This is a genomic window from Marinobacter sp. SS5-14b, assembly GCF_030541005.1.
GTDB lineage: Bacteria > Pseudomonadota > Gammaproteobacteria > Pseudomonadales > Oleiphilaceae > Marinobacter.
The window spans coordinates 361,763-386,094 of the sequence record NZ_JASSVM010000002.1 but is presented as its reverse complement, the minus strand read 5'-3'; the positions used below and the strand labels follow the sequence as shown (position 1 = coordinate 386,094).

Annotated in this window: 21 protein-coding genes; 7 read left to right on the top strand and 14 right to left on the bottom strand. The window is 58.4% G+C overall.

The genetic code is table 11. From position 1 onward, the window contains the following. Positions 1-257: 257 nt before the first annotated feature. Positions 258-1,364, bottom strand: coding sequence for an AraC family transcriptional regulator (locus tag QPL95_RS05740; RefSeq protein ID WP_303290045.1), 1,107 nt, complete (start codon positions 1,362-1,364; stop codon positions 258-260). A 230-nt stretch (positions 1,365-1,594) separates the two neighbouring features. Between QPL95_RS05740 and QPL95_RS05735 the strand changes: the two genes are divergently transcribed. Then, complete coding sequence (locus QPL95_RS05735; RefSeq protein WP_303290044.1) at positions 1,595-2,488, top strand: metal-dependent hydrolase; 894 nt, start codon at positions 1,595-1,597, stop codon at positions 2,486-2,488. A 60-nt stretch (positions 2,489-2,548) separates the two neighbouring features. Here the strand turns inward: QPL95_RS05735 and QPL95_RS05730 are convergent, their stop codons facing one another. From QPL95_RS05730 to QPL95_RS05710, 5 genes are all read right to left on the bottom strand, one after another. Beyond that, positions 2,549-5,206, bottom strand: coding sequence for a LuxR C-terminal-related transcriptional regulator (locus QPL95_RS05730; RefSeq protein WP_303290043.1), 2,658 nt, complete (start codon positions 5,204-5,206; stop codon positions 2,549-2,551). A gap of 101 nt (positions 5,207-5,307) precedes the next feature. Continuing rightward, the gene (locus QPL95_RS05725) at positions 5,308-6,378 is read right to left on the bottom strand and encodes a DUF2156 domain-containing protein (protein ID WP_303290042.1); all 1,071 of its coding nucleotides are present in this window, start codon (positions 6,376-6,378) and stop codon (positions 5,308-5,310) included. 123 nt (positions 6,379-6,501) lie between these two features. After that, positions 6,502-7,299, bottom strand: coding sequence for a class II glutamine amidotransferase (locus QPL95_RS05720; protein ID WP_303290041.1), 798 nt, complete (start codon positions 7,297-7,299; stop codon positions 6,502-6,504). 35 nt (positions 7,300-7,334) lie between these two features. After that, positions 7,335-8,456 carry a GGDEF domain-containing protein gene (locus tag QPL95_RS05715; RefSeq protein WP_303290040.1) on the bottom strand — a complete coding sequence of 374 codons (1,122 nt, stop codon included), beginning with the start codon at positions 8,454-8,456 and terminating at the stop codon, positions 7,335-7,337. 93 nt (positions 8,457-8,549) lie between these two features. Continuing rightward, on the bottom strand, positions 8,550-9,365 hold the full coding sequence (locus tag QPL95_RS05710; RefSeq protein ID WP_303290039.1) for an SDR family oxidoreductase: 816 nt from the start codon (positions 9,363-9,365) through the stop codon (positions 8,550-8,552). Between the two features lie 227 nt (positions 9,366-9,592). Here QPL95_RS05710 and QPL95_RS05705 point away from each other — a divergent pair, with 227 nt between their 5' ends. Beyond that, on the top strand, positions 9,593-10,054 hold the full coding sequence (locus QPL95_RS05705) for an NfeD family protein (RefSeq protein ID WP_303290038.1): 462 nt from the start codon (positions 9,593-9,595) through the stop codon (positions 10,052-10,054). A gap of 2 nt (positions 10,055-10,056) precedes the next feature. Beyond that, a complete protein-coding gene (locus QPL95_RS05700) occupies positions 10,057-11,076 on the top strand; it encodes an SPFH domain-containing protein (RefSeq protein ID WP_303290037.1) in 1,020 nt (339 codons plus the stop codon). 23 nt (positions 11,077-11,099) lie between these two features. Here QPL95_RS05700 and yfbR read toward each other — a convergent pair whose 3' ends face one another. Together yfbR and QPL95_RS05690 are read right to left on the bottom strand one after the other, a co-directional pair. Beyond that, entirely contained in the window at positions 11,100-11,708 is a 609-nt protein-coding gene (gene yfbR / locus QPL95_RS05695; protein ID WP_303290036.1) for a 5'-deoxynucleotidase, read from the bottom strand. A gap of 23 nt (positions 11,709-11,731) precedes the next feature. Continuing rightward, positions 11,732-14,563 carry a DUF748 domain-containing protein gene (locus QPL95_RS05690; RefSeq protein ID WP_303290035.1) on the bottom strand — a complete coding sequence of 944 codons (2,832 nt, stop codon included), beginning with the start codon at positions 14,561-14,563 and terminating at the stop codon, positions 11,732-11,734. 161 nt (positions 14,564-14,724) lie between these two features. Between QPL95_RS05690 and pdxH the strand changes: the two genes are divergently transcribed. The 4 genes from pdxH to QPL95_RS05670 are packed head-to-tail and all read left to right on the top strand — an operon-like array spanning position 14,725 to position 17,057. Beyond that, complete coding sequence (gene pdxH / locus QPL95_RS05685) at positions 14,725-15,360, top strand: pyridoxamine 5'-phosphate oxidase (protein WP_303290034.1); 636 nt, start codon at positions 14,725-14,727, stop codon at positions 15,358-15,360. Beyond that, positions 15,329-16,090 (top strand): 4'-phosphopantetheinyl transferase superfamily protein, encoded by a 762-nt coding sequence (locus QPL95_RS05680; protein WP_303290033.1) that lies wholly within the window; start codon positions 15,329-15,331, stop codon positions 16,088-16,090. The genes pdxH and QPL95_RS05680 overlap by 32 nt, the downstream gene beginning before the upstream one ends. A gap of 19 nt (positions 16,091-16,109) precedes the next feature. Continuing rightward, complete coding sequence (locus QPL95_RS05675; RefSeq protein ID WP_303290032.1) at positions 16,110-16,694, top strand: DNA-3-methyladenine glycosylase I; 585 nt, start codon at positions 16,110-16,112, stop codon at positions 16,692-16,694. Positions 16,695-16,751: 57 nt separating this feature from the next. Next, positions 16,752-17,057, top strand: a complete 306-nt coding sequence (locus QPL95_RS05670) for a DUF6482 family protein (protein ID WP_303290031.1) — start codon at positions 16,752-16,754, stop codon at positions 17,055-17,057. 23 nt (positions 17,058-17,080) lie between these two features. On the opposite strand, the gene QPL95_RS05665 is transcribed toward QPL95_RS05670, so the two are convergent. The 6 genes from QPL95_RS05665 to QPL95_RS05640 all read right to left on the bottom strand — a co-directional run bounded on the left by QPL95_RS05665 (position 17,081) and on the right by QPL95_RS05640 (position 24,301). Beyond that, the gene (locus tag QPL95_RS05665) at positions 17,081-18,070 is read right to left on the bottom strand and encodes an RNA polymerase sigma factor RpoD/SigA (protein WP_303290030.1); all 990 of its coding nucleotides are present in this window, start codon (positions 18,068-18,070) and stop codon (positions 17,081-17,083) included. Positions 18,071-18,317: 247 nt separating this feature from the next. Beyond that, positions 18,318-19,772, bottom strand: a complete 1,455-nt coding sequence (locus QPL95_RS05660) for an aspartate kinase (RefSeq protein WP_303290029.1) — start codon at positions 19,770-19,772, stop codon at positions 18,318-18,320. Between the two features lie 49 nt (positions 19,773-19,821). After that, positions 19,822-21,090, bottom strand: a complete 1,269-nt coding sequence (gene ectB / locus QPL95_RS05655) for a diaminobutyrate--2-oxoglutarate transaminase (RefSeq protein WP_303290028.1) — start codon at positions 21,088-21,090, stop codon at positions 19,822-19,824. A 178-nt stretch (positions 21,091-21,268) separates the two neighbouring features. Further along, positions 21,269-21,784, bottom strand: coding sequence for a diaminobutyrate acetyltransferase (gene ectA / locus QPL95_RS05650; protein ID WP_303290027.1), 516 nt, complete (start codon positions 21,782-21,784; stop codon positions 21,269-21,271). A gap of 149 nt (positions 21,785-21,933) precedes the next feature. Then, positions 21,934-22,887: a hypothetical protein gene (locus QPL95_RS05645; RefSeq protein ID WP_303290026.1), complete on the bottom strand. Its 954-nt coding sequence runs from the start codon at positions 22,885-22,887 to the stop codon at positions 21,934-21,936. Positions 22,888-22,891: 4 nt separating this feature from the next. Next, positions 22,892-24,301 (bottom strand): sodium:solute symporter, encoded by a 1,410-nt coding sequence (locus QPL95_RS05640; RefSeq protein WP_303290025.1) that lies wholly within the window; start codon positions 24,299-24,301, stop codon positions 22,892-22,894. Between the last annotated feature and the right edge of the window lie 31 nt (positions 24,302-24,332).

The window sequence follows — 24,332 nt, the reverse complement described above, 5'->3', positions numbered from 1 at the left end:
TTCTGGCGGGGAAAAATAACCCACCCCCCGTCCGTCACAATATCGGGGCATAGGCAAGGAAAGACAACAGCAAAAAAATGAAGAAGGCAAAAAGCGGTCAATGAGTTCAAGGTACGCCTTCTCAGGGGCTAACAGGGCGTGGGGTGGTCAGAGAATTTTTTCTGTGAAAAAGATGTCTGAGCGAAGCGAGTTGTTTTTCGCAGAAAAAATTCTCTGACCACCCTGCGACCAAGCTCCCAAGAACAAGGCACCACAAATCAGGGCCCCAAATCCGGCGCCGGATCCGGCCCGCCCTCGCGAAACTCAGAGGCCGATTTCCCGGTCCATTTGCGAAACGCCCGGCTGAAGTTGGACAAGTCGGCATAACCCAATTCGTAGGCGATCTCACTGACCGACTGATTGGTATACCGCAACAACTGAATCGCCCGATCTTTCAGAACGGCTTCCACAATTTCCCGGTAGTTGGTATCCCTGTCCGCCAGCCGACGCTTCAATGTTCGGGACGACACACAGAACCGCTCGGCCATCGCCTCCAGCGACGGCAGCGGCCCTGGCGTCATTCTCAACATGTTGCGAATCGCCAGCACAATGTCGCCCTGTTCTTTCAGGGCTTTCTGCAACTCGAACTCGCATTGATCCCGGGCCATCCTTGAAGCCTCAGCATCCGCCAGGCGCATTCGCACATCCAGCAGGTTGCGCGGGAAAACCAGCATTTCCTCCGGCTGGCCATAGTCAAAACGCACTGGCAGCTGGCCGGCAAAGCGCCGGTAGTAGGCCGGTTCCGGGGTGGTCAAGCGAACCGACACACCCGGCAGCTTGCCATCTTCGAGGGCAAAGCCCCTGGCTTCCGCATCAGCGCGATCAAGCAGCTGCTCAGTGAGCAGAATCAACGTCGCACTCACCGTTTCAGCGAGAAAGCCATACAAATCCGGCACATCAAATTCCGTGCATAACTGAACCAGCACCTGATCGCCCGCCAGCGATTGCTTCATACTCAGAAAAGGGGCCCTGAGCTGCAGATAACGGCGAACGGAATCCAGGGCGCCCTCGAAGGTGGGGCTGGTCAGCGCGGCAAAACCCAGAGTGCCGTGGATGGTCAGCCGCAACTCCTTCGCCAGCAGAAAACTCAGCCCGTCATTACCCGCCAGCTGCAGAGCACGCTGGGCCATCACGATGGCATCGGTCACAAAAATACGGCTGTCGTTGGCCTTGAGATCCTCTGCAGTGAAATCCAGCCCTTCATACAGAAGCCGATCGTTGTAACCTAACTGGCGCACGGTTTCGGCCAGTACCCGCAGGTAGACGCCCGGCACCAGAAACAAGCCCAGCATCTGACGCTCGGTGTCTGCTCCCGTTACTGCCATAGTGTGCCTCTGAACGTGTTATTGATCTTGAGCCTGACTCTACCAGAAGCATTGCCCGGCCACAGTGGGGCGGTTCGCACCTGGCAGCGCGTCGCTCAGGCCAATCGTTTATCACGGGTTGGCCTATTGTGAACGATGGCCGTCCCATTCGAGCATTCCGATATTCCCTTGCCTCCACCACACTGGCCCTATGACATCAGCCAGGCGTTCAATCGCAAAGGAGTATAAACATGCTGACAACAACATCCTCAAACCATCCGGCTAAGGCCTCTCACACCCCGGACAATGTGGCGATCAAACCCCAGCGTATGGGCTTTGAATTCGGTAAGGAAGTGCCACGCTACTGGCTGGATAACAGCTACCTGATCAGTCACACCATGAACGCACTTTCGGTCCTCTTCCCCGAAGGCGAACAGTTCTTTGTGGATTCCGTGCGCGCCTTCCGGGATCAGATCCATGATCCCAAGCTGAAGGAGGATGTGCGGGGTTTTATCGGCCAGGAAGCCATGCATTCTCTCGAGCACATCGCCATGAATCAGCATGTGCGCGACCAGGGCATGCCGGTCGAGGAGATGGAGAAAGACCTGAAGGTCATTCTGGACCTGGCCCGTAAGCTGCCCAAGCGCCACCAGCTGGCGATCACCTGCGCCCTGGAGCACATTACGGCCATGATGGCTGACATGCTGCTGGAGCGGGACGACGTGCGTGAAGATATGCACGAATCCATGCGCCCGCTCTGGGTGTGGCATGCGATTGAGGAAACCGAACACAAGGCGGTTGCCTACGACGTGTTCCAGCAAGTAGGCGGCACCTACGCCGAGCGGGCGTTTTACCAGCTGTTCGCGACGACCGCCCTGGGCGTTGTCGCTACCTGGTATACCGGTCGGATGGTGGTGAATGACCGCAAACACTTTTCCGTGAAAGACGCGGCCAAAGGCATGTGGCGGATGTGGGGCAAGAACGGTACCTTCTCAAGCCTGATTCCCGCCTGGGCAGAATACTTCAAGCCCGGCTACCACCCCTGGGACAAAGACAACAGCGAGCTGATCGCCCGCTTCAAAACCCAGATCCAGCAGTACATTGCGCCGCAATACCAGAACGGTAACCGTCGCACCCTTCAGTGATTCAATACGGCCATTAACCACCGCGATCAAAAGCCCCTGCCGCCTGTGCGCCAGGGGCTTTTAACTCATCAGGCCGAGTTCCCGGGCCCGGGAGATCGCCCGCACCCGGTTATCCGCCTGCAGCTTGCCGTAAATATTGCTGAGATGGGATTTTACCGTGGCCACGGTGATGCCGAGCTGTTCACTCATCGCCTTGTTGCTCAAGCCGGCAGACAGCAGCTCCAGCACATCCTGTTCACGCTGGCTCAGGGGTTCAGGCATATCCGCTGTCAGACAGGTCGGCTCAGCAGCTGGCTCCGGCCCGGCAAGCCCGCCTTCTCCCCGGCGCAACGCAAGTATCCGGCTGGCCTCCGGCTCAGACCACCCCTGTCGCTGACACGTTTCCAGAATCTGATCAAACCGTGGTTCAGCATCCACGAACGGGCGCAGCAGCCCTCTGGGCACGGAAACAGCCAGCAGTGCCGCTAGCTGACGCGCAGCGCCGGTCAGGTCCTGATCACGAAAGGCGCAGACCAGAATCCGGATCAGCTGAACATGGCAGACCACCAGCTGCACGGCTCCCGCGCTTGCATCGCGCTCCAGTTGTTGCAGTTCTTCATCTACATCCATACCCGACAATAGCCGCCCGACCAGCCCCAGCAAACGCTCATGCAGACTGCTGAAGCGACTGGTGCTTCGGGTCGCGCCATCATTGGCGGCCCAGGCGATCATCGCGAAAATATTCCCTGCACTGAGCTGTGCCAGTGCCTCCAGGGCGGAAGGCTGAGGGATGTTATGGGACCAGTGCTCCGAGGCCATCAACTGGTGCAGTTCGGTCATGTCCTGCAACTGACTGCGCCACTGTTCCTCGTTGCCGGTGATCATACCCAGCCGGAACAGCTCGAACGCCAGGTAGAGCCGGTCCAACAGGGTCATTCGTTCACGGGCTAACTGACTGGCTTCTTGCAGGCTCTCACCGGCCCGTTGAAGATCATGCCTTTCGAGCGCCAGCAGACCGTCCAGATAGGCCAGCAAACCAGCCTGCTCTCGCGCCGGCGGGCCTTCCGCCAGTCGTTCACAGGTGCGTTGAAAGCACCGGCGGGCATCGTCTGCACAGCCGCGCTGAATCAACACCGGCACCAGAATAGCCAGGCAGCGAATGGCACACAGACCGTCTTCCAACTCCAGCGCACCCGCCAGTGCCTTGCTGAGCAGTGTCTGGGCGGAATCCAGCCGGGCCTCCATGAAGGCATCGGCGCCCAGGGTGTACAACCCCCAGTTGTGCAGGGTGCCACGCCCGGGCGACAGTTGCTCCGATACCTGAACGATTGACGATTGCGCGGCGGCTTCCCGACCGGTAAACCGGGCCGCGGGCCAGGTCAGCAGTAATGCTATGAAGCGCAAGCTCTCGGTCTCGGCGTAAGGCTGCCGATCCAGCAGGTCAGTGGCATGTTCCACCTTCTCCAGGACATCGTCATACCGGCCATCCATGAAAGCCGTCAGCGCTTGCAGCAAGGCGATCGCCGGAGATGCTGCCCGAACCGCATCCGGAAAACGATCCGGTAAGGCCCGGTGCCCGGCCAGTTCGTCACTCTGCAGCAGCTCTGGCACCAGGGCTTCAGCCTCCGGGTAACATTGGGTCGCCAGATACAGCTCAAGCGCCTCGTTAATCAAACCCTGTTGTTCAAAGGCACTGGCCCCAGCAATCCGGATCTGCCGAGCCCTTTCAGCATCAACCTGGCGGGTGCGCAGCCATTCCCCAAGCAGATCGTGCAGGCGATACCAGTGATGACCCGAACCATAGCGCTGAAAAAGCAGGTTGCGCTCACGCATTACCGCAATCAGCGCAGAGCCATCATCGGCTCCCCGAGCCTGATTGGCGATATCGGCCGAAAACAGCGGCAACAGGCTCATGTCCATCAGAAACTGCTGCAGCTCCGGCTCCAGGCCGTTAAAAACCTCCTCCAGCAGATACTCAGCGAGCGCAGTCTGGCCCCGGCGTGCTTCCGCACCTTGCCCGGTATCGCTTAACCGGCCAGACAGCGCCGACAGTTGAAGGGCGGCCGGCCAGCCTCCGGTTCGTTCGTGCAGCTGGGTAATGTCCGCTTCCGAAACGCCGGGCCACCGGCCCTGAACAAACTTTCGGGTGAGATCCAGATCAAAACACAAATCGGCCGGCCCCAGTTTGACCATCCGGTCCCGGGCCAACAGCTGAGCCGTCCGGATCGGTGGATCGATTCTGGACATGCACAGAATCCGCAGCAGGCCGGGGGAAAAATCGATAAACCGACGAACCTGTTCCAACAAATCAGGCTCATCGATCAGGTGAAAATCATCCAGTACCAGATAGAGCCGTGTGGGCGCCTGCCAGGTACGGGCGTAATCCGCCAGACGGTTGACCAACAAGGCAACCGGGTCCACCACGGCGTTGGGTTCCAGGGCTGCCAGCAGTGTGCTTTCCCGAATCGCAAAACGAGTATCTACGCGGGCCAGAGCACTGGCCACGGAGTTCCAGAACAAAGCCGGGGTGTTGTCCCGCCGGTCCAGACTGAGCCAGGCAAAAACCGGTTTTCGATAGTCCAGCCACTGGCTGACCAACGTCGTTTTGCCAAACCCGGCAGGTGCCGAAATCAGTGTAAAGGGCACCTCTTCCGAGCAGTCCAGCAACAGCACCCGGGAGGCTTCATACAGTAATCTGGAAGACAATCCCGGCCGGGACAGTTTGGTTTCGGCAACCATAGGGCTCATCGTCGGAAGTGGATGAGCCCCAGCATAGTCACAGCCTTGCCGGCCAGCCAGAAGCACGGCCTCATTCTGAGAGCCAGGTTCAGAAATCCTGCTCATGGTATGGGTAGCAGGCCGGTTCCCTTGAGAAGCGTAGCAATCACACGAACACTGCTCATGTTCCGTGCGCAGACGAACCAGGGTGTTTCCCGGCCCCGATAACGGGATTTGTGATACGCAAGGGGAGCAAAGGCATACAGCCGGTTGCCGTAGCGGTAAAGACCATGCTGAACCCAACGCAACCCTTGACGGTCACCGGCCCAAGGCCGCACACCGTGCAGCGGAGCAATACCCAGAGACACCTCGGGTACGCCCTCGCTTCGGAACTGGCTCATGGCCTGAAGTACGATGTGGTCCAGCACGCCCAGACGATTCATCTCTGGCGATGCTCGCAAAATATTGGCGCAGTAACCGGCCACCTGACCATCCTGAAACCAGGGGTCAAAGAACACATAGCCGGCGAGCTTGTCATCAATGTAAGCATAGAACTTACGGACACCCCATTCATCGTTGAACACCGGCGGCCGGGTCAGCAAACCCAGCTCTCGCTCTTTCACCGCCTTGCGCTCTCGCCAGGCTTCAGACACACCGGCCTCCTGATGCCAGTTCACGTCCTGCCCTTGCTGCTCGACAACCGAGACCGCGCAACGCCGGTGCAGGTTGCGGGCATGGCGAAGTTGCTTCATGGCTTTACCGCGTACAGAAAACCCGGCCAGGTCTACCGAAAACTCGGTACCCATCATGGTGGCATCGTAGCCCATGGACTGCAGCGGTTTGAGCACCGGCTCGTCGACACCCACATACATCGGTTGCCCGGGCAGGTTCTGCTCAAACTCCTGCAGCAATGCTGCCATGGCATGGCTTGAAGCCAGGGGACGGGTAGGCACAACATTTACCCGTTGACCAAAGACCGACACCGGCACGTAAGGTACAAACCCCAGGCCCGGACTGTGGTAATGACGGCAAGCGGGTTGCAAGGCGAAATAGCTGCTGGACTGACTACCATGCTGGCGTATGAGTTGTTCAGACGTTCGCGGATCGCACTGCCCGGCTTCCGGAGCTCCCGGGAAGTCGAGCAGCTCGGCCGGATGCCGGGCGAGCGTTACGGACAGGTTGGATGCAGGCATGGAAAGTCCCTTTCTTGTTCTGATACTGCCATTGGGCAAAGCACTTGGCATCATCCTAATGCCAGGGCATAGACCAGCCATCCGCCAAAGGGTTGAGACGGGGTAGGGAAAAGCACGATCAGATCACAGTTCGGGAGCGACCCCGGGTTCCGGGCCGCCCGTCATAACCACCTGACCTTTGCGCCACAAGCGCCACTCTCCGGGCTGATAGATATCCCAGGTTTCATCGGTGGTGAGCGGTTCGGTCACGATCACGCTGACGATATCGTTGGGCGTGGTTTCGGCCTCAAAATCCACCGTGACATCGGTGTCTTTCAGGCGGGCCGGGCCGAAGGGCGCACGGCGAGTGATGCTGGCCATCTTGGTGGTGCAGTAGGTGAACAGCCAGTCGCCGTTACTGAGCAGCAGATTGAACACACCTTCGCGGGCATAGCGGCGGGACAGCTCAACCAGGCGTTCAACAACTTGCGCCACGGAGGCATCACGCGGGCAGTGACTCCGCAGGTGGTTGAGCAGATCGCAGAAAAGGGCTTCGCTGTCGGTACTGCCAACCGGCCCATAGAAGCCTTCGGCCGCCCGGAACCCAGACAGCTGGCCATTATGGGCGAACACCCAATACCGGCCCCATAGCTCGCGGATAAAGGGGTGGGTGTTGGCCAGGCAGATCTCGCCAACATTCGCCTGGCGGATGTGGCAGATGGCCACTTCGCTTTTAATCGGGTGGGTCTGCACAACCTGGGCGAGGCGGGAACTTGCGCTGGCATCGGAATCGTGAAAACAGCGAACCCCTTTGCCCTCGTAAAACGCGACGCCCCAGCCATCCTTGTGGGGCCCGGTCTCGCCACCGCGCCGGGTCAGGCCGGTAAAGCTGAAACACAGATCCGTGGGGGTATTGGCGCTCATGGCCAGCAGTTCACACATGGGCAGTTTTATCCTTCGCTGAAAGGGCAGTCAGCCTAAGGATACCCGATTCCGCCGACACCACCAGCCAGGGTTTCTGCCGAGGCTTCCTGCTGAGCCTGGCCGGCCGGCAGCACCCGGTTACGGCCTGCCCGCTTACCGCTGTAGAGGCAACGATCCGCCGCACAGAACAGGGTTTCAGCGGAGCGGCCATGCTCCGGCCACTGAGCAATACCGAAGGACGCCGTTACCCGAATCCCGGCTTCACCGTACCGGAGTTCCCGGCGGGCAATACGTTCCCGCAGCTGGTCCATCAGTTCGAACGCATCCGCCGGCTTTACATTCCGGAGAATCAGGCCAAACTCTTCACCGCCCAGGCGGCCGACAAAATCGGTCGTGCGCAGGCGTTCGCTCAGACACTTACCGATATCGTGCAGAACATGATCGCCGGCATCGTGACCAAGCGTGTCATTGACCAGTTTGAAGTGATCAATATCCATCACCACCAGGGCAAAGCCATCACCACTTCGATCGCATTCGGCAATGGTCCGGGCCAGGGTCGCCTGAAAGCTGGCCCGGTTAGCCAAGCCGGTTAGGGCATCGGTTTGGGCCATTTCAACCAAACGCTGCTCGGCTTCTTCTCTGCGAGCCTCATACATGTGCATGAAAACCTGCATCAAGGCACCGCATAACAGCATATTGAGCAGATCGATCATGCCACGAGCACTGCCCACCTCTTCAAGGAAGAAGTAATAAATAACCAAACCGAGCACCATGAACGGCATACTCAGGATCAGCCCTTCATCTTTTCCTAACAACAGGTAAGCCATTACCGGCATCATCAATACCCAGACAAAAGCCGCGATAGAGGCCTCTGGCAACAACATGATGATCATAAAAAACGAGAAGACCGATACCAGGTAGAGGTAGATCCACTGCTGCAAATGGGGTGTGGTTTTAAGACGAACTGCACCGATCAACAGTATGGCGCTGGCCAGCAGCTCGGCCGCAGACACCCACGGATAACCGTTGAAAAACTGCAGCACGCCAAACACCGCCAGCGCAGAACCGGTGATGACAAACAAAAGCCAGGTGAGTGACCGGCGGTGGTTATCCCGCAGACCTGAGCGGCTCTGTTCCAGCGTCGCGCCCAGATCGGGGTGTTTTGATGGTTTCATGCTGACTCTTCCTTGGATCAGCCTCGAGTATAGACCCTCTGAACTGGCTGTAAAATAGACAGCCAGAATAAACAGGAAAACCGCCTTTCCGGATCAGACGTACAGATTCTTCCGTGAAAAACGCTCAACCAGCGGTTGGTACGCGGAACCCAGCAGCCGGTTGATGGCATCAATCCCCCAGGCATCCGGGCCCACCAGAATGCGGGATTCGTTTTTCAGGATGCCTCTGACGATGATTTCCGCAGCCTTGTTCGGGGTGGTCATGGCAATCTTATCGAAGCCTTTGCGTTGGGCTTCACCGTTTTCGGATTTACCCATGCGGGCGGAATTGGCAATGTTGGTGCGAATACCACCCGGATGCACACAGCTCACCTGCACCGGCTGGTTTTCCAGTTTCATTTCCTGGCGCAGAGATTCGGTAAACCCGCGCACGGCAAACTTGGCCGCGTTGTAGGCACTCTGCTTGGGCACACCGATAAGGCCAAACACGCTGGAAATATTCACAACATGACCATCACCGGAGGCAATCAGATGCGGCAGGAATGCGCGCGTACCGTGGGCAACGCCCCAGAAGTCGATGTCCATAACCCATTTGAAATCGTCGTCCGTCATCTCCCGCACGGTGGCAGACAGCGCCACACCGGCGTTGTTAATCACCAGGTTAACCTGGCCAAAGTCTGCCCGTACCTGCTCGGCATGGGCGTAAATAGCGTCACGGTCGGACACATCCAGGACGTAGGATCGTACTTCGGCACCGCCACACGCTGCGACCGTTTCAGCCAAACCGGCTTCGTTAACATCAGAAATCGCCAGCCGGCAGCCCCTGGCAGCCAGAACACTGGCGAGGGCCCGACCAATACCGGAACCGGCGCCGGTGACCACGGCCACTTTGTTGTTAAGATCTTTCATCAATACGACCCTCAGTCTTGTTGTTGCAACGGATGCAGACACTTTAGTACTCCGGCACTGTAACAGGTAGCAAGCGGGGCAAAATGGCATCAGGTGCGGCCCGCGCCGGGCGCTCCGGCCACTTTCACATTTTCCGGCCAGTCCGCGTCCCGAAGCACAGACGCCAGCAGGCGCATTGGTTACAATCGCGGATACTCTGAATTCACGCCTACTTGATGGAACTGACTATGGAATGGAGTCTTACCCACTTCTGGCTGATTCTGGCCCTGGTGTTGGGCCTCGCCGAACTGACCTCCGGAGTCCTGCTGTTGCTGGCCCTGGGTGTGGCTGCGGCAGGAACCGCACTGGTGGCCTTTCTTGGCGCTTCGTTTGAATGGCAGCTGGTGGCTATGGGGGCGCTGTCCGGCATTCTGGTGCCGGTCGCTATCCGCTGGATACGGCCCAGATTCTCGCCCAAAGGGGTTGCCTATGGCACCACGGGCACGGGCGTGGAGCACGGCAAACGTTACCAGACACTGCTCCGTGATTTTGACGGCGCCACCGGCATCAAGATCAACGGCGACTTCTATCGACTGAAACTGGAAGATGGCAGCAGCCCGAGCCTACCGGCAGGTACCCAGGTGGTCTTTGAAACCTTTGATGGCACCACCGCCATCGTGCATCTCACATCACCCCACAAGGAACCGTAAACATGGAAGCATTTATCACCCCCGGTCTGGTGATCAGCCTGATCGTTGTCGCCGTCGGTATTTTCATCATCGCCAAAGGACTGGTGATTATCCGGCAGTCTGAAGTGATGGTGATTGAACGGCTGGGTTCGTTCAACCGCGTACTGGAAAGCGGCATCAACATCATCATTCCGTTCATCGAGAAACCCCGCCCGATCAGCATGATCCGCTACATGCGCATGGGCGATGAGTATCACCCCGTCACCAGTGACGAGATCCGCATCGATCGCCGGGAAACGGTGATGGACTTTCCCGGCCAGCCGGTGGTGACCACCGACAACGTCACGGTAAAAATCAACGGTGCGCTGTATTACCAGATCATCGACCCGCGCCGGGCCGTGTATGAAGTCGCCAACATGAGCCAGGCTGTCGAGGTGCTGGCCAAAACCACCCTGCGTTCGGTGGTGGGCAAGATGGAGCTGGACAAGCTGTTTGAATCCCGCAGCGAGGTCAACAGCGCCATTCAGGCCGAAATGGAAGAAGCCGCCTCCAAATGGGGGGTCAAGCTGACCCGGGTAGAAGTTCAGGACATCAGCATGCCGGAGGAAGTAGAAGAGGCCATGCGCCTGCAGATGGCGGCTGAGCGTAAACGCCGGGCCACCGTCACCGAGGCGGAAGGCGAGAAATCCGCCGCCATTGCCATGGCCCAGGGCCAGCGCGAATCCGCTATTCTGAACGCTCAGGGCGACAAGGAATCCGCCATCCTGCGCGCCCAGGGTGAGCAGGAGTCCATCCGGCTGGTGCTGAGTGCCATCGGCGAGTCCGAGGAAAACAAGCAGACCGTTATCGGCTACCTGCTGGGCCAGAGCTACATCAAGGTGCTGCCAACCATGGCGAAAGACGGCGAACGGGTGTTTGTGCCTTATGAATCCACAGCGTTGCTGGGTTCCATGGGCATGTTCCGTGAGCTGGCGGGCAGCCCGGAAGACGCCGTTCGCAGCGGCTTGCGCGGCGGTATGATTGGCTCTGCAGGCAACAACTGATTCAGCACCGCACCTGCCAGCGATCACTCGCCCAGCAAGTGGTCCAGTGGTCGCTCGTAACTGGGTGCAAAGACTTCCAGGAAGTACAGCACCTCCGGCAAGGCCTGTACTTGCAGGCGGTGGAGAATTTGCTCCGCCGCCGGCAGAAACTCTGTGTTACCGGTCTGGATCTCGGCCCGGCACTTCAGTAGCGCTGACAGGCGGTCTGCCGCCTTGATCAACTCGCTTTCGGCCTCAGCAAGCTGCGACTCACGCACATAGGGTGCAAAATCCGCCCTGAGATCGTCCGGCAACAGCGCCAGCAACTCGGCTTCTGCCTTGTGCTCGATATCACCAAAGGCTTCCCGCATCACCTTCGAGTGGTACTTGACCGGCGTTGGCATATCGCCCGTGATCACCTCGGTGGCATCGTGATACAAGGCTGCGGCGGCAATACGGTCGGCATTGACCTGCCCCCCGAAATACCGGTTGCGAATCAGAGCCAGCGCATGGGCGATGGTCGCCACTTCCCAGGAGTGTGTAGCCACGTTCTCTTCAATGGCATTGCGCATCAGTCCCCAGCGCTTGATCCAACGCAGGCGCGAGACATACGCAAAAAAATGGCTGGTGGCACGAACTTTCAAACTGGCCATGGATTTTCCTGTTCAGACACGGGTTAGCGGACATCCAGGGTAAACGGCACAATCACATTACCCTGACCATCCAGTTCCGCTTGCCGGGCCGGATCAAGCGTAAACAACTGTTCCCCGGGGACACCGTGGGTGCTTTCCAGCAGCTGCCGAACCGCCCGCCCCCGCTGAGCCGCCAGCTGCCCCAAAGCCTCCGGTGGCAACTGTCGCTCACCGGACAGAAACGCCTGCCGGGCCTGGGCCCAGGCTTCTTCCGTGAGCGCCTCGCCTGAAGCGGCCATTTGTTCTCGCAACAGCGCAAGGCCATCGGCCTCCGGTGCAATACCACCCCGGATATTCAACAGCAGATCTGGCCGGTCGTTCATCGCCTTGGCCAAGGCAGAGAGCTTTTCCGCCTCACCCGTTGCCAGTTCTACGCGGCCAGGCACAAAGCTTACCCGACCCAGCTCCTCACTGCTCAGGCCCGCCAGATCCGCCAATGAACCCAACATGCTGAACGGCGAGGCCGCAGCTTTAACCATCAGATTAACAAAGGCGCGCATGACAATCTGCCCCACGCTGAACTGAGGGTCGCTCATGTCACCCTCGATCGGCAGATCCACCTCAATGACGCCGTCACGGTCTGTGAGCAGGGCCAGGCCAAGTTTGACCGGCGCATTGACCGCATCTTCACTGGCCACTGACTGGCCCAGCTGCATGCGGTCCAGAACCACCTGATTGGAGGCTTTGAGCCGGGTACCAGTAATCTCATAATCCAGCGCGAGCATCAACTTGCCACCGTCCACCGCATAACCCAGATATCGGCCAAGGTAAGGTGATAATACCGGCAGTGCCAGATCATTCATGGTCAGCTGCAGGTCGCTGGGTTCTTCAGTACCCAGGGCGCCCAGGGTTCCCTCAAACATCACCGGCGCGCCACCGGCCAGCTGACCCCGCAAACTGACTTGCCCTTCTTGCGGGGGCACATTGCTGATGCCGGTCACAGAGCCGGAAAGCGCATCAAACGTGGTGCTGAACACTGGCTCCAGAGTCCGGTCTGTATAGCCAACCGCCCCGTCTTCAATCAACAGCTCACCCACCCGGAAGATAAACGCCGGCCCGGAGGACTCAGCAATCTCTGCCCCTTCTTTTGCGCTGGCTGCCTGATTTTCAGCCGTCTGATCAACCGACTCCGGAGTGGCCCGGGCAATCCGCTCGACATTATGGAGACCCTGGGCCGAGCGCACGATGTTGACCGATGGCTGGGCCAAAGTGACGGTGCCAATCTCAAGCCGGGCGGGATTCACGTTGAACTCAACCGGTGCGAGCCTGAGCAACTGCCAGGACACCAGCCGGCCTTCGTCATCGGGCAGCCGAAGATCCATGCCGGCGATCTGCGCCGTCCCACTGAAGGTACCGGTAACGGGATCGTCCTGACCATCGAGATCGAGATTGCCATCAAACCCCAGCTTGCCGTCGGCCACCGACAGGTTGGCGCCCAGCTGCAGGTAAGGTTCAGCAACCGCCAGAGCTATATCTGTGCCAGAAAGCGCGGCCTCAAAGTTGAAAGGAGCCGGGGTGACCTGACCGTTAGCGGTGAACTGGCCGCCACTGGCCAGCGCGGTCGACACACTGTACGACACAGGCTCGTCCATCTGATGCGAAAGCCCACCCAGGGTGACTGCCAGATCAACCAGCTCGACCTCCGCCGGCTGCTCCGTCGCCCGATCCCGCCAACGTACCCGGCCCTCGTTCAGCTCCAGCCCCTGTACCGACCAGCGAAAAGCTGCGCCAGGTTCCGGGTTACTTTGCGCCGCTTCGGGTTCCGGCTCACTGGCCGGTAATGAGTCGAGCCAGTCAATTCCGCCTTCGGCGTCCCGGGTGGTCGAGACAAACGGCTGATCAAGCGAAACCATGCCAACACGCGCTTCACGGGAGGACAGATCAAAGCCAACACCTTCCACAGACAGGGCCGAAGTCGTCAGCGCGGGCTCTGCATCACCTGCAGCGAGCGCAACCGCCAGGTCTCGGATGTTCAGCATGCCGTTAGACGTCACCAGCTCAAAGCCATTATCGTTCGACAGCCAGTAATCGGACTCCACCGTCAGGTAACCATCCCGCAACTGCCACGGCAGGTGTGGTGCCAGAAAGTGCGCCAGGGTGCCGTAACCAATATCGGAAAATTTGAGCCGGCCCTCGGAATACAGCGGGTTCACGCTCAGCTCTCCCTCCCACTCGATGGTCTGCGAGCCCAGAGCCGCCATCACTGAATACCGGCTGTCGTTGTCACCTCTTGGCCAGGTCGCGAGATCGCTGATCGTCAGATCCAGCGGGGCAATCTGAAACTCGGCCGGCTGCTCCTGACTGAAATCCCTGAACAGCAACCGGCCGCCATCGATCGCTACCTGCTGAAAATACAGCTTGGGCGGCCCGGCACTGGCGTCGTCCTCCACAGGCTCTCCATCCTGAACCGGCGGGTTGGCTTGCCGCCAGTCCCGGGCATAGTTCACCGAATAGTCTTCAAGAAGATCGAGGCGAAGGTCGGGTTCCGTCAGCCGGATTTCATCAAAGCCAATGACGCCCCGAAACAGGCTCAGAACACTCAGATCAACACGCAGCAACTCAAAGGCCGTGACGGGCTCATCTCCGGTATCACGGGCCGAAAAACCCTCGGCTTCCAGGCTGAAGCCAAATGGATTAAAACGGATGGCAGATACCTCTGCTTGCCAGCCCATCCTCTGCTCCAGCTGCTCGGGCAGCGCCTTCTCAAGCCACCAGGGCAACAGCAGAAATCCCACCAGTGCGTAGAAGGCCAGCAAGCCACACAACCCAATCAGCAGGTTTCTCGCCAGATGACTTTCCGCCTTTGCTTCGGCCACAAAATACTCCCTTTGTCACACATGGTTTGACGCAGTTAACACCACCAAGCATAGCCCCGGGGGCCTGCCTTTGTCAGCCAGGCCTGACACCGGCCACTGAACCCGTTATCCTCCCCTGACGTATCACTCCCTTTGACGGTAACCGCGAACAGAGAGGCAGTATGGACATCGGCGATATGCGTCGGGACTTTGAAAGCGAAGGGCTGGACCGGGAACACCTGAACGATGACCCGGTGGTGCAGTTCCAGAATTGGTTCGAGGATACCCGCAAGGCCGGTATTCTGGAACCCAATGCCATGTCTCTGGCCACCGCTGGCGCGGATCGGATGCCGGATATTCGTACCGTGTTACTCAAGTACTTCGACAACCACGGGTTCGTTTTCTACACAAACTACGGCAGCCGCAAGGCACGGGAACTTGAAGAAAACCCACAGGCGGCGCTGCTGTTCCCCTGGATTGGCCTGAACCGACAGGTTCGCATTCAGGGCGCCGTGGAGAAGGTCAGCAAGACCGAATCCCTGAAGTACTTTTCCTCAAGGCCCAGGGGGAGTCAGATAGGCGCCTGGGTTTCCGAGCAGAGCAAAGCGATTACATCACGGGGATTGCTCGAGCAAAAAGTGGCGGAGATGAAACGCAAATTCAGCTCCGGGGAAATTCCGCTGCCCAGCTTCTGGGGCGGGTACCGGGTGGTTCCGGAGCGAATCGAATTCTGGCAGGGACGGCCAAGCCGGCTTCACGATCGATTTGAATACGTGAGAGACGGCGATGGCTGGACTATCCAACGACTACAACCCTGAGCGACCGTGTATCTGGCTGTGCCACCAGATCCAGAAGGACACGGCAGAGTCACCAGCCTGGCTGACGCCCGCCGAAACCGAAACCCTGGCGAAACTGGAGGGTTCAAGGCACAGAGAGTATCTGTGCAGCCGCTGGCTGATTCGCCAAAGCCTGAGCAGGGTCAGCGGCCTGCCTCCGGAGCGGTGCGAACCTGTGGATGGCCGCCCTGTGGCCTCCCGGACACCGGAAGGCTGGCATATGTCGCTAAGTCACAGCAGGGTTCTTGCTGCCGTGGCCACCGGCCGGAGGCCTGTGGGCATCGATATCGAGCCCAGCCAGCGCAAACCTGACTGGATTGGCGTTGCGCGGCGCTGGTTCTCTCCGGTCGAACAGGAATGGTTGCTCAGGGCAGACGATCCCTTCAACTTCCTGAAGGTATGGACGCTCAAAGAAGCCTGGCTCAAGGCAACCGGGCGGGGTATCGCCGGCAACCTGCAAACCCTGGAAGTTCGCAAAGACTTCGAACTCTATGGTGATCAGCCAGACCGGGCATGGCTCGCCAGTTGTTTTTACATTGAAGGCTACCTGGCCACACTGGTGTACCAGGCAGATGACACGACAACATCCGGGGCCTGGCCAAGCATCACGCTGCTGGAACCGCCACCGGAAGACTTTAGACTGACCACTACGGCGCCAATTCAAGTGAGCTGGGAACCCATGTTCCACAGGGTGATCCGGGCAAAACGCTGAACCTCGACCGGGAGTAAAAATGAGCCAGCCCCACGAGCGCTGCCCCTGGTGCGGCACGGATCCTCTCTATGTGCACTACCACGATACCGTGTGGGGTCGTCCGGAATATGACGACCTGGCTCTGTTCGAGAAGCTGTGCCTGGATGGCCAGCAGGCCGGTCTGAGCTGGATCACCATTCTGCGCAAGCAAAACAGCTATCGCGAGGCTTACGCCGACTTTAATCCAGAGGCCATTGTGCGCTTCACCGAGCAGGACCAGGCCCGGCTACTCGAAAACCCCGGCATCATCCGTAACCGACTGAAGGTACAGTCGATCATACGAAACGCCCGCAGTTATCTGGCGTTAAAGGACCAGGGCGTGGGCTTCTCCGATTTCCTCTGGCAGTTTGTGGACCACCAGCCCCGTCAGAATCACTGGCAGTCATTCACACAAGTGCCGGCAACCACACCAGAATCCGACGCCATGTCCAAAGCCCTGAAAAAGGCAGGCTTCAATTTTGTTGGCCCCACCATCGTGTACGCCTTCATGCAGGCCACAGGTATGGTCAACGACCATCTGGTCAGCTGCCCGGCGCATCAGGAATGCCTGAGACTCTCACGATGATCCTGGCCAGGTGATCCAGCGTATTTTCTGTCTGGACACAATGGCAGGAGTCTTATCGTGCGAATAACCCTGGATGAACTCAAACAGCTCGAACAACCGGATATTGATCTGCTCGAGATCCTTTCTCTGGAAGGCCAGCAATATATGGCACGACTGCACGCCCGGGACGGCATGAGGGTGTTGTCTGACAAACACGGAAAGACCCGGCTGTTTCGCAGCGCCTGGCAACTTCAGGATGCCCTGTCCGGCTTCAGTATCAGGGAAACCCAGGTAGTACATGCCTCCGCTTACCATGAGATGGTTGGTATGACGCCTGCACAGATTGACCCCCTGCGAATAAAGGTACAGCGGGAAAGGTCGTAAGCGCTGGTTTCGGCTCTGGCGCTTCAGGCACCGCTTTGATCCGCAGCCAGTTGCCGCAGCTTTTTCAATGCCGCTTTTTCAATCTGGCGCACGCGCTCGCGGCTGATTCCCAGCTGATCTGAAATGGTCTGGAGCGTCTCTGGCTCGGCCAGATTCAGGCCATATCGACGCGCCAGAATCTCCCGCTCCCGATCACCCAGCTCGTCCATCAGGCTGCGTAAGGTGATGACCCTGTCCCGCTGTCGCAACGGGTACTCCGGTGTTGTGGCAACACCGCCATCCAGGTTGTCGCCCAACGTGATTGATCCGTCTTCCACCAACGGCACATCGGTAGAGATCTCCCTGGCTGCCAGCGCCCGAAGTTCACCAATTCGGGACGGTGAGGCTTCCATCGCCTCAGCCAGCTCAGACTGGGAGGGCGCCCGACCGAGCGACTGGTTCAGGCGCATGGAGGCCTTCTGCAACTGTCGGATCTCATCGATGACGTTCTCCGGCGTATGCACAACCCGCGTGCCGCGCTGAAGGCAACGCCGGACTTCTTCACTGATCCACCAATAGGCATAGGTAGAAAAACGGAAGCCCTTGCCGGGGTCGTACCGCTCCGCCGCCTTGATCAGGCCAACGTTGGCATCCTGAATCAGATCATTCATTGACATGCCCTGGTGGCCATAACGCCGGGCAATATGCACCGCCAGCCGGAGATTGCACTGAATCAACTTACGACGACAGGCCATTGCCAGGTGATAGGCCCGGCGACAGCGGGTGGAGAAAGCACAGGCATCTCCGAGGCTGCCAACCACCTCACGCAACGTCTGCGGGGTGTCATCGGGCAGGCCAAGTTCCTGGCTGATGATTCTGAGACTGCGGATCAATTGACGGGCGAGGCGACGCTCGTCGCGCTCACTGAGAAGTTGATGCCGGGACGCATCCCTGAAATACAACCCGACGAGGGAGTCCCTTTCGCCAACGACAGGAGAAACCGGAGATGGTCCTGACCGCTCGCTTGTCTGCATGGGTCATAGTACCTGTGGTTACTTTTTCAGAGATACGAGTGAACAATCGGCTCGGATTGCAGCACGTACAGCAGGCAAGGGAAGGGTGGGGAGGCCGGAAAAGGGATCGGCCACGCCCGGCCATCTTACTCATCCCGGATCAGTGTTCTCACTCGGGATGAAACGGCCGACCGGGCGCCCGATCAGGAGGCAAGACAACCTCCATTACCCGCAAGCCAAGCGACCGGTTCGGCCTGCGGGTAATTCTTCAGACGGTAGTAGACGCCGCCACAATCGCATATTCGTGGTTATGGGGTTCAATCAACGCGGCGTGCAACGCCACAATGGCCTTCTCGTAGTTGTCCTCATCCACCACGAACTGGATGTCTACCTGACGCATGCACTGGTGCACCGCCAGCACGCTGATTTCCTGATCTGCCAGTGATTTCACCGAGCGGGCCAGAATGCCAGGCACTTTCATGTCGCTGCCGCAGGCCGACACCAGCGCCACTTTACGGGTACTGATCTCGGCGTTGGGGAACTCTTCTTCCAGCGCCTTGACCACACGCTTCACATGCTTGAGCGTGGTGTCCACGTAGTGGGTGATGGTATTGGCATTGGTGTCTTTGGACATGAAACGCACTTTGAAGCGGGTCAGCACGTCCAGAATTTTGCGGTCGGAGCCCGGTTCACCCTGCATGTCCTGATCAAAGACTTCGATGGCAAACACGCCCTTGGCACCCGCCACGATTTCCACCTGCGGCTTTTCGCAGACGTAATCTCCGGTGATCAGTGTACCGGTGTGTTCCGGCTCGAAAGTGTTCATCACCCGCAACGGAATTTCATTCTGGCGCAGACCCTTGCCGGCCCGGGGGTGGATCGCCTCCATACCCAGGTTCGCCAGCTGGTCGGCCACGTCGTAATTGGTGCGCCCGAGAGGTACCACCTTGTCCTGGCCGACGATATTGGGGTCAGCGGAACTCAGGTGATATTCCTTGTGAATGATGGCTTCACGGGCATTGGTCATCACTGCCACCCGGCTGAAAGTCATCTCGCTGTAGCCACGATCGAAGGTACGCATCAGCCCTTCTTTGCACTGGGCATAGCCTGTCACGATGGGCAGCTCGCGGGTCAGATCGACGCTGTCGAACGCCTGCTTGAGCTTTTCGTCCAACGGCAGCAGTTCACTGTCACGCCAGCCGGTTAGATCAACAAACCTGGCATTGATGCCTTCCTGCTGTAACTTCAAGGCGGTATTAAACGCACTGTGCGCCTCACCAATCCCTGCCAGCATCTCGCGCACGGTCAGTAAGTGCTCTTCCAGCTGGAACTGGCCGTAGGAACAAAGACGCTGCAGGTCGATCAGGCAGCCCCGAACGCCCTCAATCCGGTCGGTGATGAACTGATCCGCTTGCTGCTTGAGCATGGGATCTTCGAACAGCTCGCCATTGATGTCGGTGAGGAACTTGATCAACTTGGTGAGGTCATCGCCCCAGGCCCAGTCGGATTCCGCATCGGCAAACAGGGCATAGACGCCCGGCTCACCGGTTTTTTTGTGTTCCAGCAGTTCGTTGGTTACGCCGGCATAGGCCGACACCACGAAAATCCGCTGGTAGAGGTCGCTCTTCTTGCGCTTGCCAATAATGATATTGTCACGCACGGCCTCGTAATTGCTCATGGAAGTACCGCCGATCTTCTCGACGGTATGCTGTGCCGTAGTCATAGTCTTGCCTTCGTCATCTGCAGAATGAATGGGTAAAAAAACGGGCGCCTCAAGACGCCTCGTTCAAACCTTCCTGCATGATTTCATCGACACATTCAGCCAACAGACTGGCACCCAGGCGCAGGTCGTCTTCGCTGGTGGTCAGCGGCATCAGGCACTTGATGACTTCATCGTTCGGGCCACTGGTCTCGATGATCAGGCCTTTCTCGAAGGCACGCTTGGTAATCGGACCGGTCACGTCGGCATGCCTGGCTTCGATACCGCGCATCAGGCCACGGCCTTTCATCTTGAACTCACCCGGATACTTGTCGCAGATGGCCTGCAGGGCGTCGCCGAGCACCTTGGTTTTGGCTTTCACTTCGTTGGCGAAGGCATCGTCTTTCCAGTAGGTTTCCACAGCCGCCCGCGCCGTCACAAAGGCCATGTTGTTACCGCGGAAGGTGCCGTTGTGCTCACCGGAGGTCCAGACATCCAGTTCCGGCTTGAACAATACCAGCGCCATCGGCAGGCCATAGCCACTCAGAGACTTGGAGACGGTCACGATGTCCGGCTTGATGCCCGCAAACTCAAAGCTGAAGAACTCACCGGTGCGGCCGTTGCCCGCCTGGATATCATCCACAATCAGCAGGATGTCGTGCTTCTTGCACAGCTCGGACAAACCTTTCAGCCATTCGGCACGGGCTGCGTTCAGACCGCCTTCGCCCTGAACCGCCTCAACGATCACGGCCGCCGGCAGCTCAACACCGGAGGAGCTGTCAGACAGCACCTTGTCCATGATGGTCAGGGTATCGACATCTTCACCCAGGTAGCCGTCGTAGAACATGAAGTCCACATGGCCAAGAGGTACGCCCACACCACCTCGGTGATGCTCGTTACCGGTGGCGGCAACGGCACCGGCGGTTACGCCGTGGAAACCGTTGGTGAAGGAAATGATGTTGGTACGGCCTTTTACCTTACGGGCCAGTTTCATGGCCGCTTCCACACAGTTGGTACCGGTGGGACCGGTGAACTGCATCTTGTAGTCCAGGCCACGAGGATCAAGGATGTACTTCTTGTACGATTCCATGAAGTCGTGCTTGGCGGTGGTGAACAGGTCCAGGCCCTGGCTCACGCCGTCTGCCTCGATGTATTCAAGCAGCGCTTTCTTCAGGATGTCGTTGTTGTGGCCGTAGTTCAGGGAACCGGCGCCGGCCAGAAAGTCCAGGTATTGCTTGCCGTCTTCGGTGTACAGGTGCGCGTTCTTGGCACGGTTGAAAATCACCGGAAAAGCACGGGAATAAACACGAACTTCGGATTCAGTAGACTTAAAAATTTCCATTGTCTTGCCTCTTAGCATGTCAGGTTCGAGGTAAATGCGCGGTGGCCTGCTGGTAAAACGTGTCGGTCGCAACAGGCCCGCCGTGCGTTGATGTCAGCCATCTGACAGGCCCACCTCGGGTGGCCTGCCGGCTGTTCAGATTCGCAATCAGCAATTCACTCTTCGTGAATCAGGGCTCTCAGACAGGCTTCGTGAAAGGTCCGATGCGCAGCAGGAACTCGGGGTCGTGCTTGCCGCCAAAGTGAGTCTCTTTCTCGAAGTGCTCGTGATAGGTGAGCTCGGCTCCCAGATCACGGGCAAATGAGCGGAACAGCGCCCAGGAGGCCTCGTTGTCTTCGGTAATCGTGGTTTCCAGGTGCGTGACCTTCTTGCACGCGTCCCGGCCTACGATCTCCTTAAGCATCCGCTTGGCGAGGCCTTGGCCACGACCTTTCTCGTGAACCGCCACCTGCCAGACAAACACGGTCTCGGGCTGTTGGGGAGGGATGTATCCGGAGATAAAGCCGACCAGATCGCCGTCCTTCTCCGCCGCCACGCCGGTCTCGGCAAAGTGGCTGCACTGCAACAGGTTGCAGTAAATCGAGTTGGGGTCCAGCGGCGGGCATTCCGCAACCAGCTGGTGGAGCCTGTAGCCATCATCCTTGGTGGGTTTCCGCAAGGCGATGGCGGTGGTATTCGATCCTTCTGAGGTCATATCGTTATCAATTCGCGTCAAAAAGTTAGAGGTAAATTATATAGACCACGAAATATATTTCAAGTCAGGCACCCGGGCTGGCCGTAAAAGGCACCCGCTCCTGTTTTTCAGAATAGACCGAATTGCACCATCTGCCAGTGACAAAGTGATTAAACAGGCGAAGGGAAAATGATGTCCTCCGGGCGAACGGAACCACCCTTGAAAATCCGGTTACGGTAAGAAACCGCCGCAGCCGAGCCGGCCGGCCAGAGTTGATCGAACTCTTGCCGCCAACGTTGGACAGAGTAGGCGACTGGCATTAACGAAACATGCAGCCCGCCGCGTTCGATCCCAGCCGCGGGCTCGGCAAAGTGGCTTGAAAAACCGATCCGGGTAATCAGTCCGCGTGGGTCCGACACCAGATTACCCATGCCCGCAGAGCCATTGTTGACCACCACTCGACTGCGGCCACTAACCTCGCCCGACCAGAGTAAGGGCACGCAGGTATGGGTCGATGCAATCACATCGGCACCGGACGCCAGAAACCATTCCGACAGCCTTTTCTCGTTTCCAGCAGCAAAAGACTCGTGCGCCAATCCCCAGCCTGCCAGGGACTCTGGATCCCCATGCACCACCAAAACCTTTAGGCCTCCAAATATCAGGCATCGATAGCGTGGCAACACAGACAGGCGCTTTTGGATATCCGGGTGCCTCCCGGCAAACCCTTGCAGCTGCTCCATGATGAGATTGGAGCGCTCCACCACGCCCTGATCAACAGAATCCGGGTAAGCACAACCACACCCGGCCCCCGGGCTCGGGTTGGCCAGCTCGTATTCCACGTTTCCAAGACTGGCTGAATGATCCAGCACCCGGTTATTGATTTGCCTGAACAGCGCATCACTGGCATTGAACCAATTGAAATCCCCGTTGAAGACCAGCTTTACCCGATGTCCACGCTTCTCTTCGGCAAGCGCCATCTGTTCGATTTCATCCAGAGCATAGGGGTTGCCATAGAGGCCACCGACCACAAAAATCACATCTTCCGCCACCACCATACCGTCATCACACAAACGTTCCGGCTGATAGCGATACGCCAGTGGACAACTGCGGCCTTTTTCACTCATTGCTTTATCCTTGTGCGTCACCGGCGGTCAGTGAACGGCCCGCAAGCATGCGCACAACCAAGGGTAAGAAAAATCCAGCCGTGCAGACCAGAAAGCCATAGGCATTAACGCCAAGGAGCATGGCATATTGGCCATCACCAATGGCCCAGCCCGGGGGAATCAGACCCACCGCCAGCAGAACCCCCAGCCCCAGGCCAGTCCAGAAACTCAGATGAAAACTCCAGGGTGACCAACGGGTGAAACCGTAGAACAGGAACACCGGTGCCAGGCCCATTACCATGGTGCCTGAGATGGTGGTGGCCTTGAGAATGTCAGTGCCGGCAAACATCGGCAAATTGCCGAGAAAGGCAAAGATAATCATGATCACGGCACCCACCCGCACACTCGGCAACCGGTCCTTTGCCCGTTTAGCCAGCCGCGGCAAATCCACCGCCAGGGATTTCGCCAACGAACTAAAGGTGGAATCCAGTGTTGAGCCGGCCGAGGTCATCATGATCACACTCATAAAGAACAGTGCCGCCAGCCCAAGCGATTGCCCGACGGCTGCCGGTGCATTGCCCATGGCTTCAATGCCATTCAGGCGAGCATGCACCCCCACCAGACTGAAAATAAACACCGCGACAAAGCCCAGTAAACCGGCGACCACGAAGCTCTTGAGCATGGTCTTTTCCCTGTTCACAAAGCCCCGGTCGGTCAGCACCGGATCGTGGAACGGATAGCTGAACATCTGCAGCAAAGCCACCAGCAAGAGATCAAAGCCGGCACTAAGCCGGAACTCGCCGTTGGTCAGCAGGGCGCTGGTGTCGTTGGCCGGAATGATCAAGAACAACACCGCCCCCACAAAGAACACAAACACAAAAGCCTGAATGACATCGGTAAAGATCGACGAACGCAGCCCCCCTTTCAGGCTGTAGGCTAGGGTAAACACGGTAAACAGCATCGCCGCCGCGTAATACTCCCACTCACCGGGCAGCCCGAAATAACCGCCCACAACCGCAGTGTTGCTCCACACCTCGTTATAAAGCCGGATCAGAATCGCCGCCGCAAACGCCAGGCTCGCCAGCCGACCAAACCGGGAAGTCAGAAAATCCTGCAAACTCCGCGCCCCGGTCTGCGTCCGGATCAGGTAAATCACATACCCCGCCACCGGAATCGACAGCCAGTAGCTGGCATAAGCCAGACCGCCCACCACACCATAAGCCGCACCCAGGTTCGCCGCATTGGTCACCGACTTGGCAAAGATCCAACTGATAAAAATACTCGCCGTCAGCGACCACTGCCCTACCGGGTTGCCCTGGTCATCAGCGCCTTTATAGAACGAATTGGCGTTCTTGCTCTTCGGCGACAGCAGGTACATCACCACGCCGTACACCAGCAGAAATCCCCAGAACAGGTAGGCTTCTGTGAAGTTCATGTTCTCGTACCTTATTTTATGTTCCGGGATC

Bases quoted from the DNA above. Each gene is read 5' to 3' on its own strand.
- QPL95_RS05740 (WP_303290045.1), bottom strand. From the start codon at position 1,364: ATGGCAGTAACGGGAGCAGACACCGAGCGTCAGATGCTGGGCTTGTTT.
- QPL95_RS05735 (WP_303290044.1), top strand. From the start codon at position 1,595: ATGCTGACAACAACATCCTCAAACCATCCGGCTAAGGCCTCTCACACC.
- QPL95_RS05730 (WP_303290043.1), bottom strand. From the start codon at position 5,206: ATGGTTGCCGAAACCAAACTGTCCCGGCCGGGATTGTCTTCCAGATTA.
- QPL95_RS05725 (WP_303290042.1), bottom strand. From the start codon at position 6,378: ATGCCTGCATCCAACCTGTCCGTAACGCTCGCCCGGCATCCGGCCGAG.
- QPL95_RS05720 (WP_303290041.1), bottom strand. From the start codon at position 7,299: ATGTGTGAACTGCTGGCCATGAGCGCCAATACCCCCACGGATCTGTGT.
- QPL95_RS05715 (WP_303290040.1), bottom strand. From the start codon at position 8,456: ATGAAACCATCAAAACACCCCGATCTGGGCGCGACGCTGGAACAGAGC.
- QPL95_RS05710 (WP_303290039.1), bottom strand. From the start codon at position 9,365: ATGAAAGATCTTAACAACAAAGTGGCCGTGGTCACCGGCGCCGGTTCC.
- QPL95_RS05705 (WP_303290038.1), top strand. From the start codon at position 9,593: ATGGAATGGAGTCTTACCCACTTCTGGCTGATTCTGGCCCTGGTGTTG.
- QPL95_RS05700 (WP_303290037.1), top strand. From the start codon at position 10,057: ATGGAAGCATTTATCACCCCCGGTCTGGTGATCAGCCTGATCGTTGTC.
- yfbR (WP_303290036.1), bottom strand. From the start codon at position 11,708: ATGGCCAGTTTGAAAGTTCGTGCCACCAGCCATTTTTTTGCGTATGTC.
- pdxH (WP_303290034.1), top strand. From the start codon at position 14,725: ATGGACATCGGCGATATGCGTCGGGACTTTGAAAGCGAAGGGCTGGAC.
- QPL95_RS05680 (WP_303290033.1), top strand. From the start codon at position 15,329: ATGGCTGGACTATCCAACGACTACAACCCTGAGCGACCGTGTATCTGG.
- QPL95_RS05675 (WP_303290032.1), top strand. From the start codon at position 16,110: ATGAGCCAGCCCCACGAGCGCTGCCCCTGGTGCGGCACGGATCCTCTC.
- QPL95_RS05665 (WP_303290030.1), bottom strand. From the start codon at position 18,070: ATGCAGACAAGCGAGCGGTCAGGACCATCTCCGGTTTCTCCTGTCGTT.
- QPL95_RS05660 (WP_303290029.1), bottom strand. From the start codon at position 19,772: ATGACTACGGCACAGCATACCGTCGAGAAGATCGGCGGTACTTCCATG.
- ectB (WP_303290028.1), bottom strand. From the start codon at position 21,090: ATGGAAATTTTTAAGTCTACTGAATCCGAAGTTCGTGTTTATTCCCGT.
- ectA (WP_303290027.1), bottom strand. From the start codon at position 21,784: ATGACCTCAGAAGGATCGAATACCACCGCCATCGCCTTGCGGAAACCC.
- QPL95_RS05645 (WP_303290026.1), bottom strand. From the start codon at position 22,887: ATGAGTGAAAAAGGCCGCAGTTGTCCACTGGCGTATCGCTATCAGCCG.
- QPL95_RS05640 (WP_303290025.1), bottom strand. From the start codon at position 24,301: ATGAACTTCACAGAAGCCTACCTGTTCTGGGGATTTCTGCTGGTGTAC.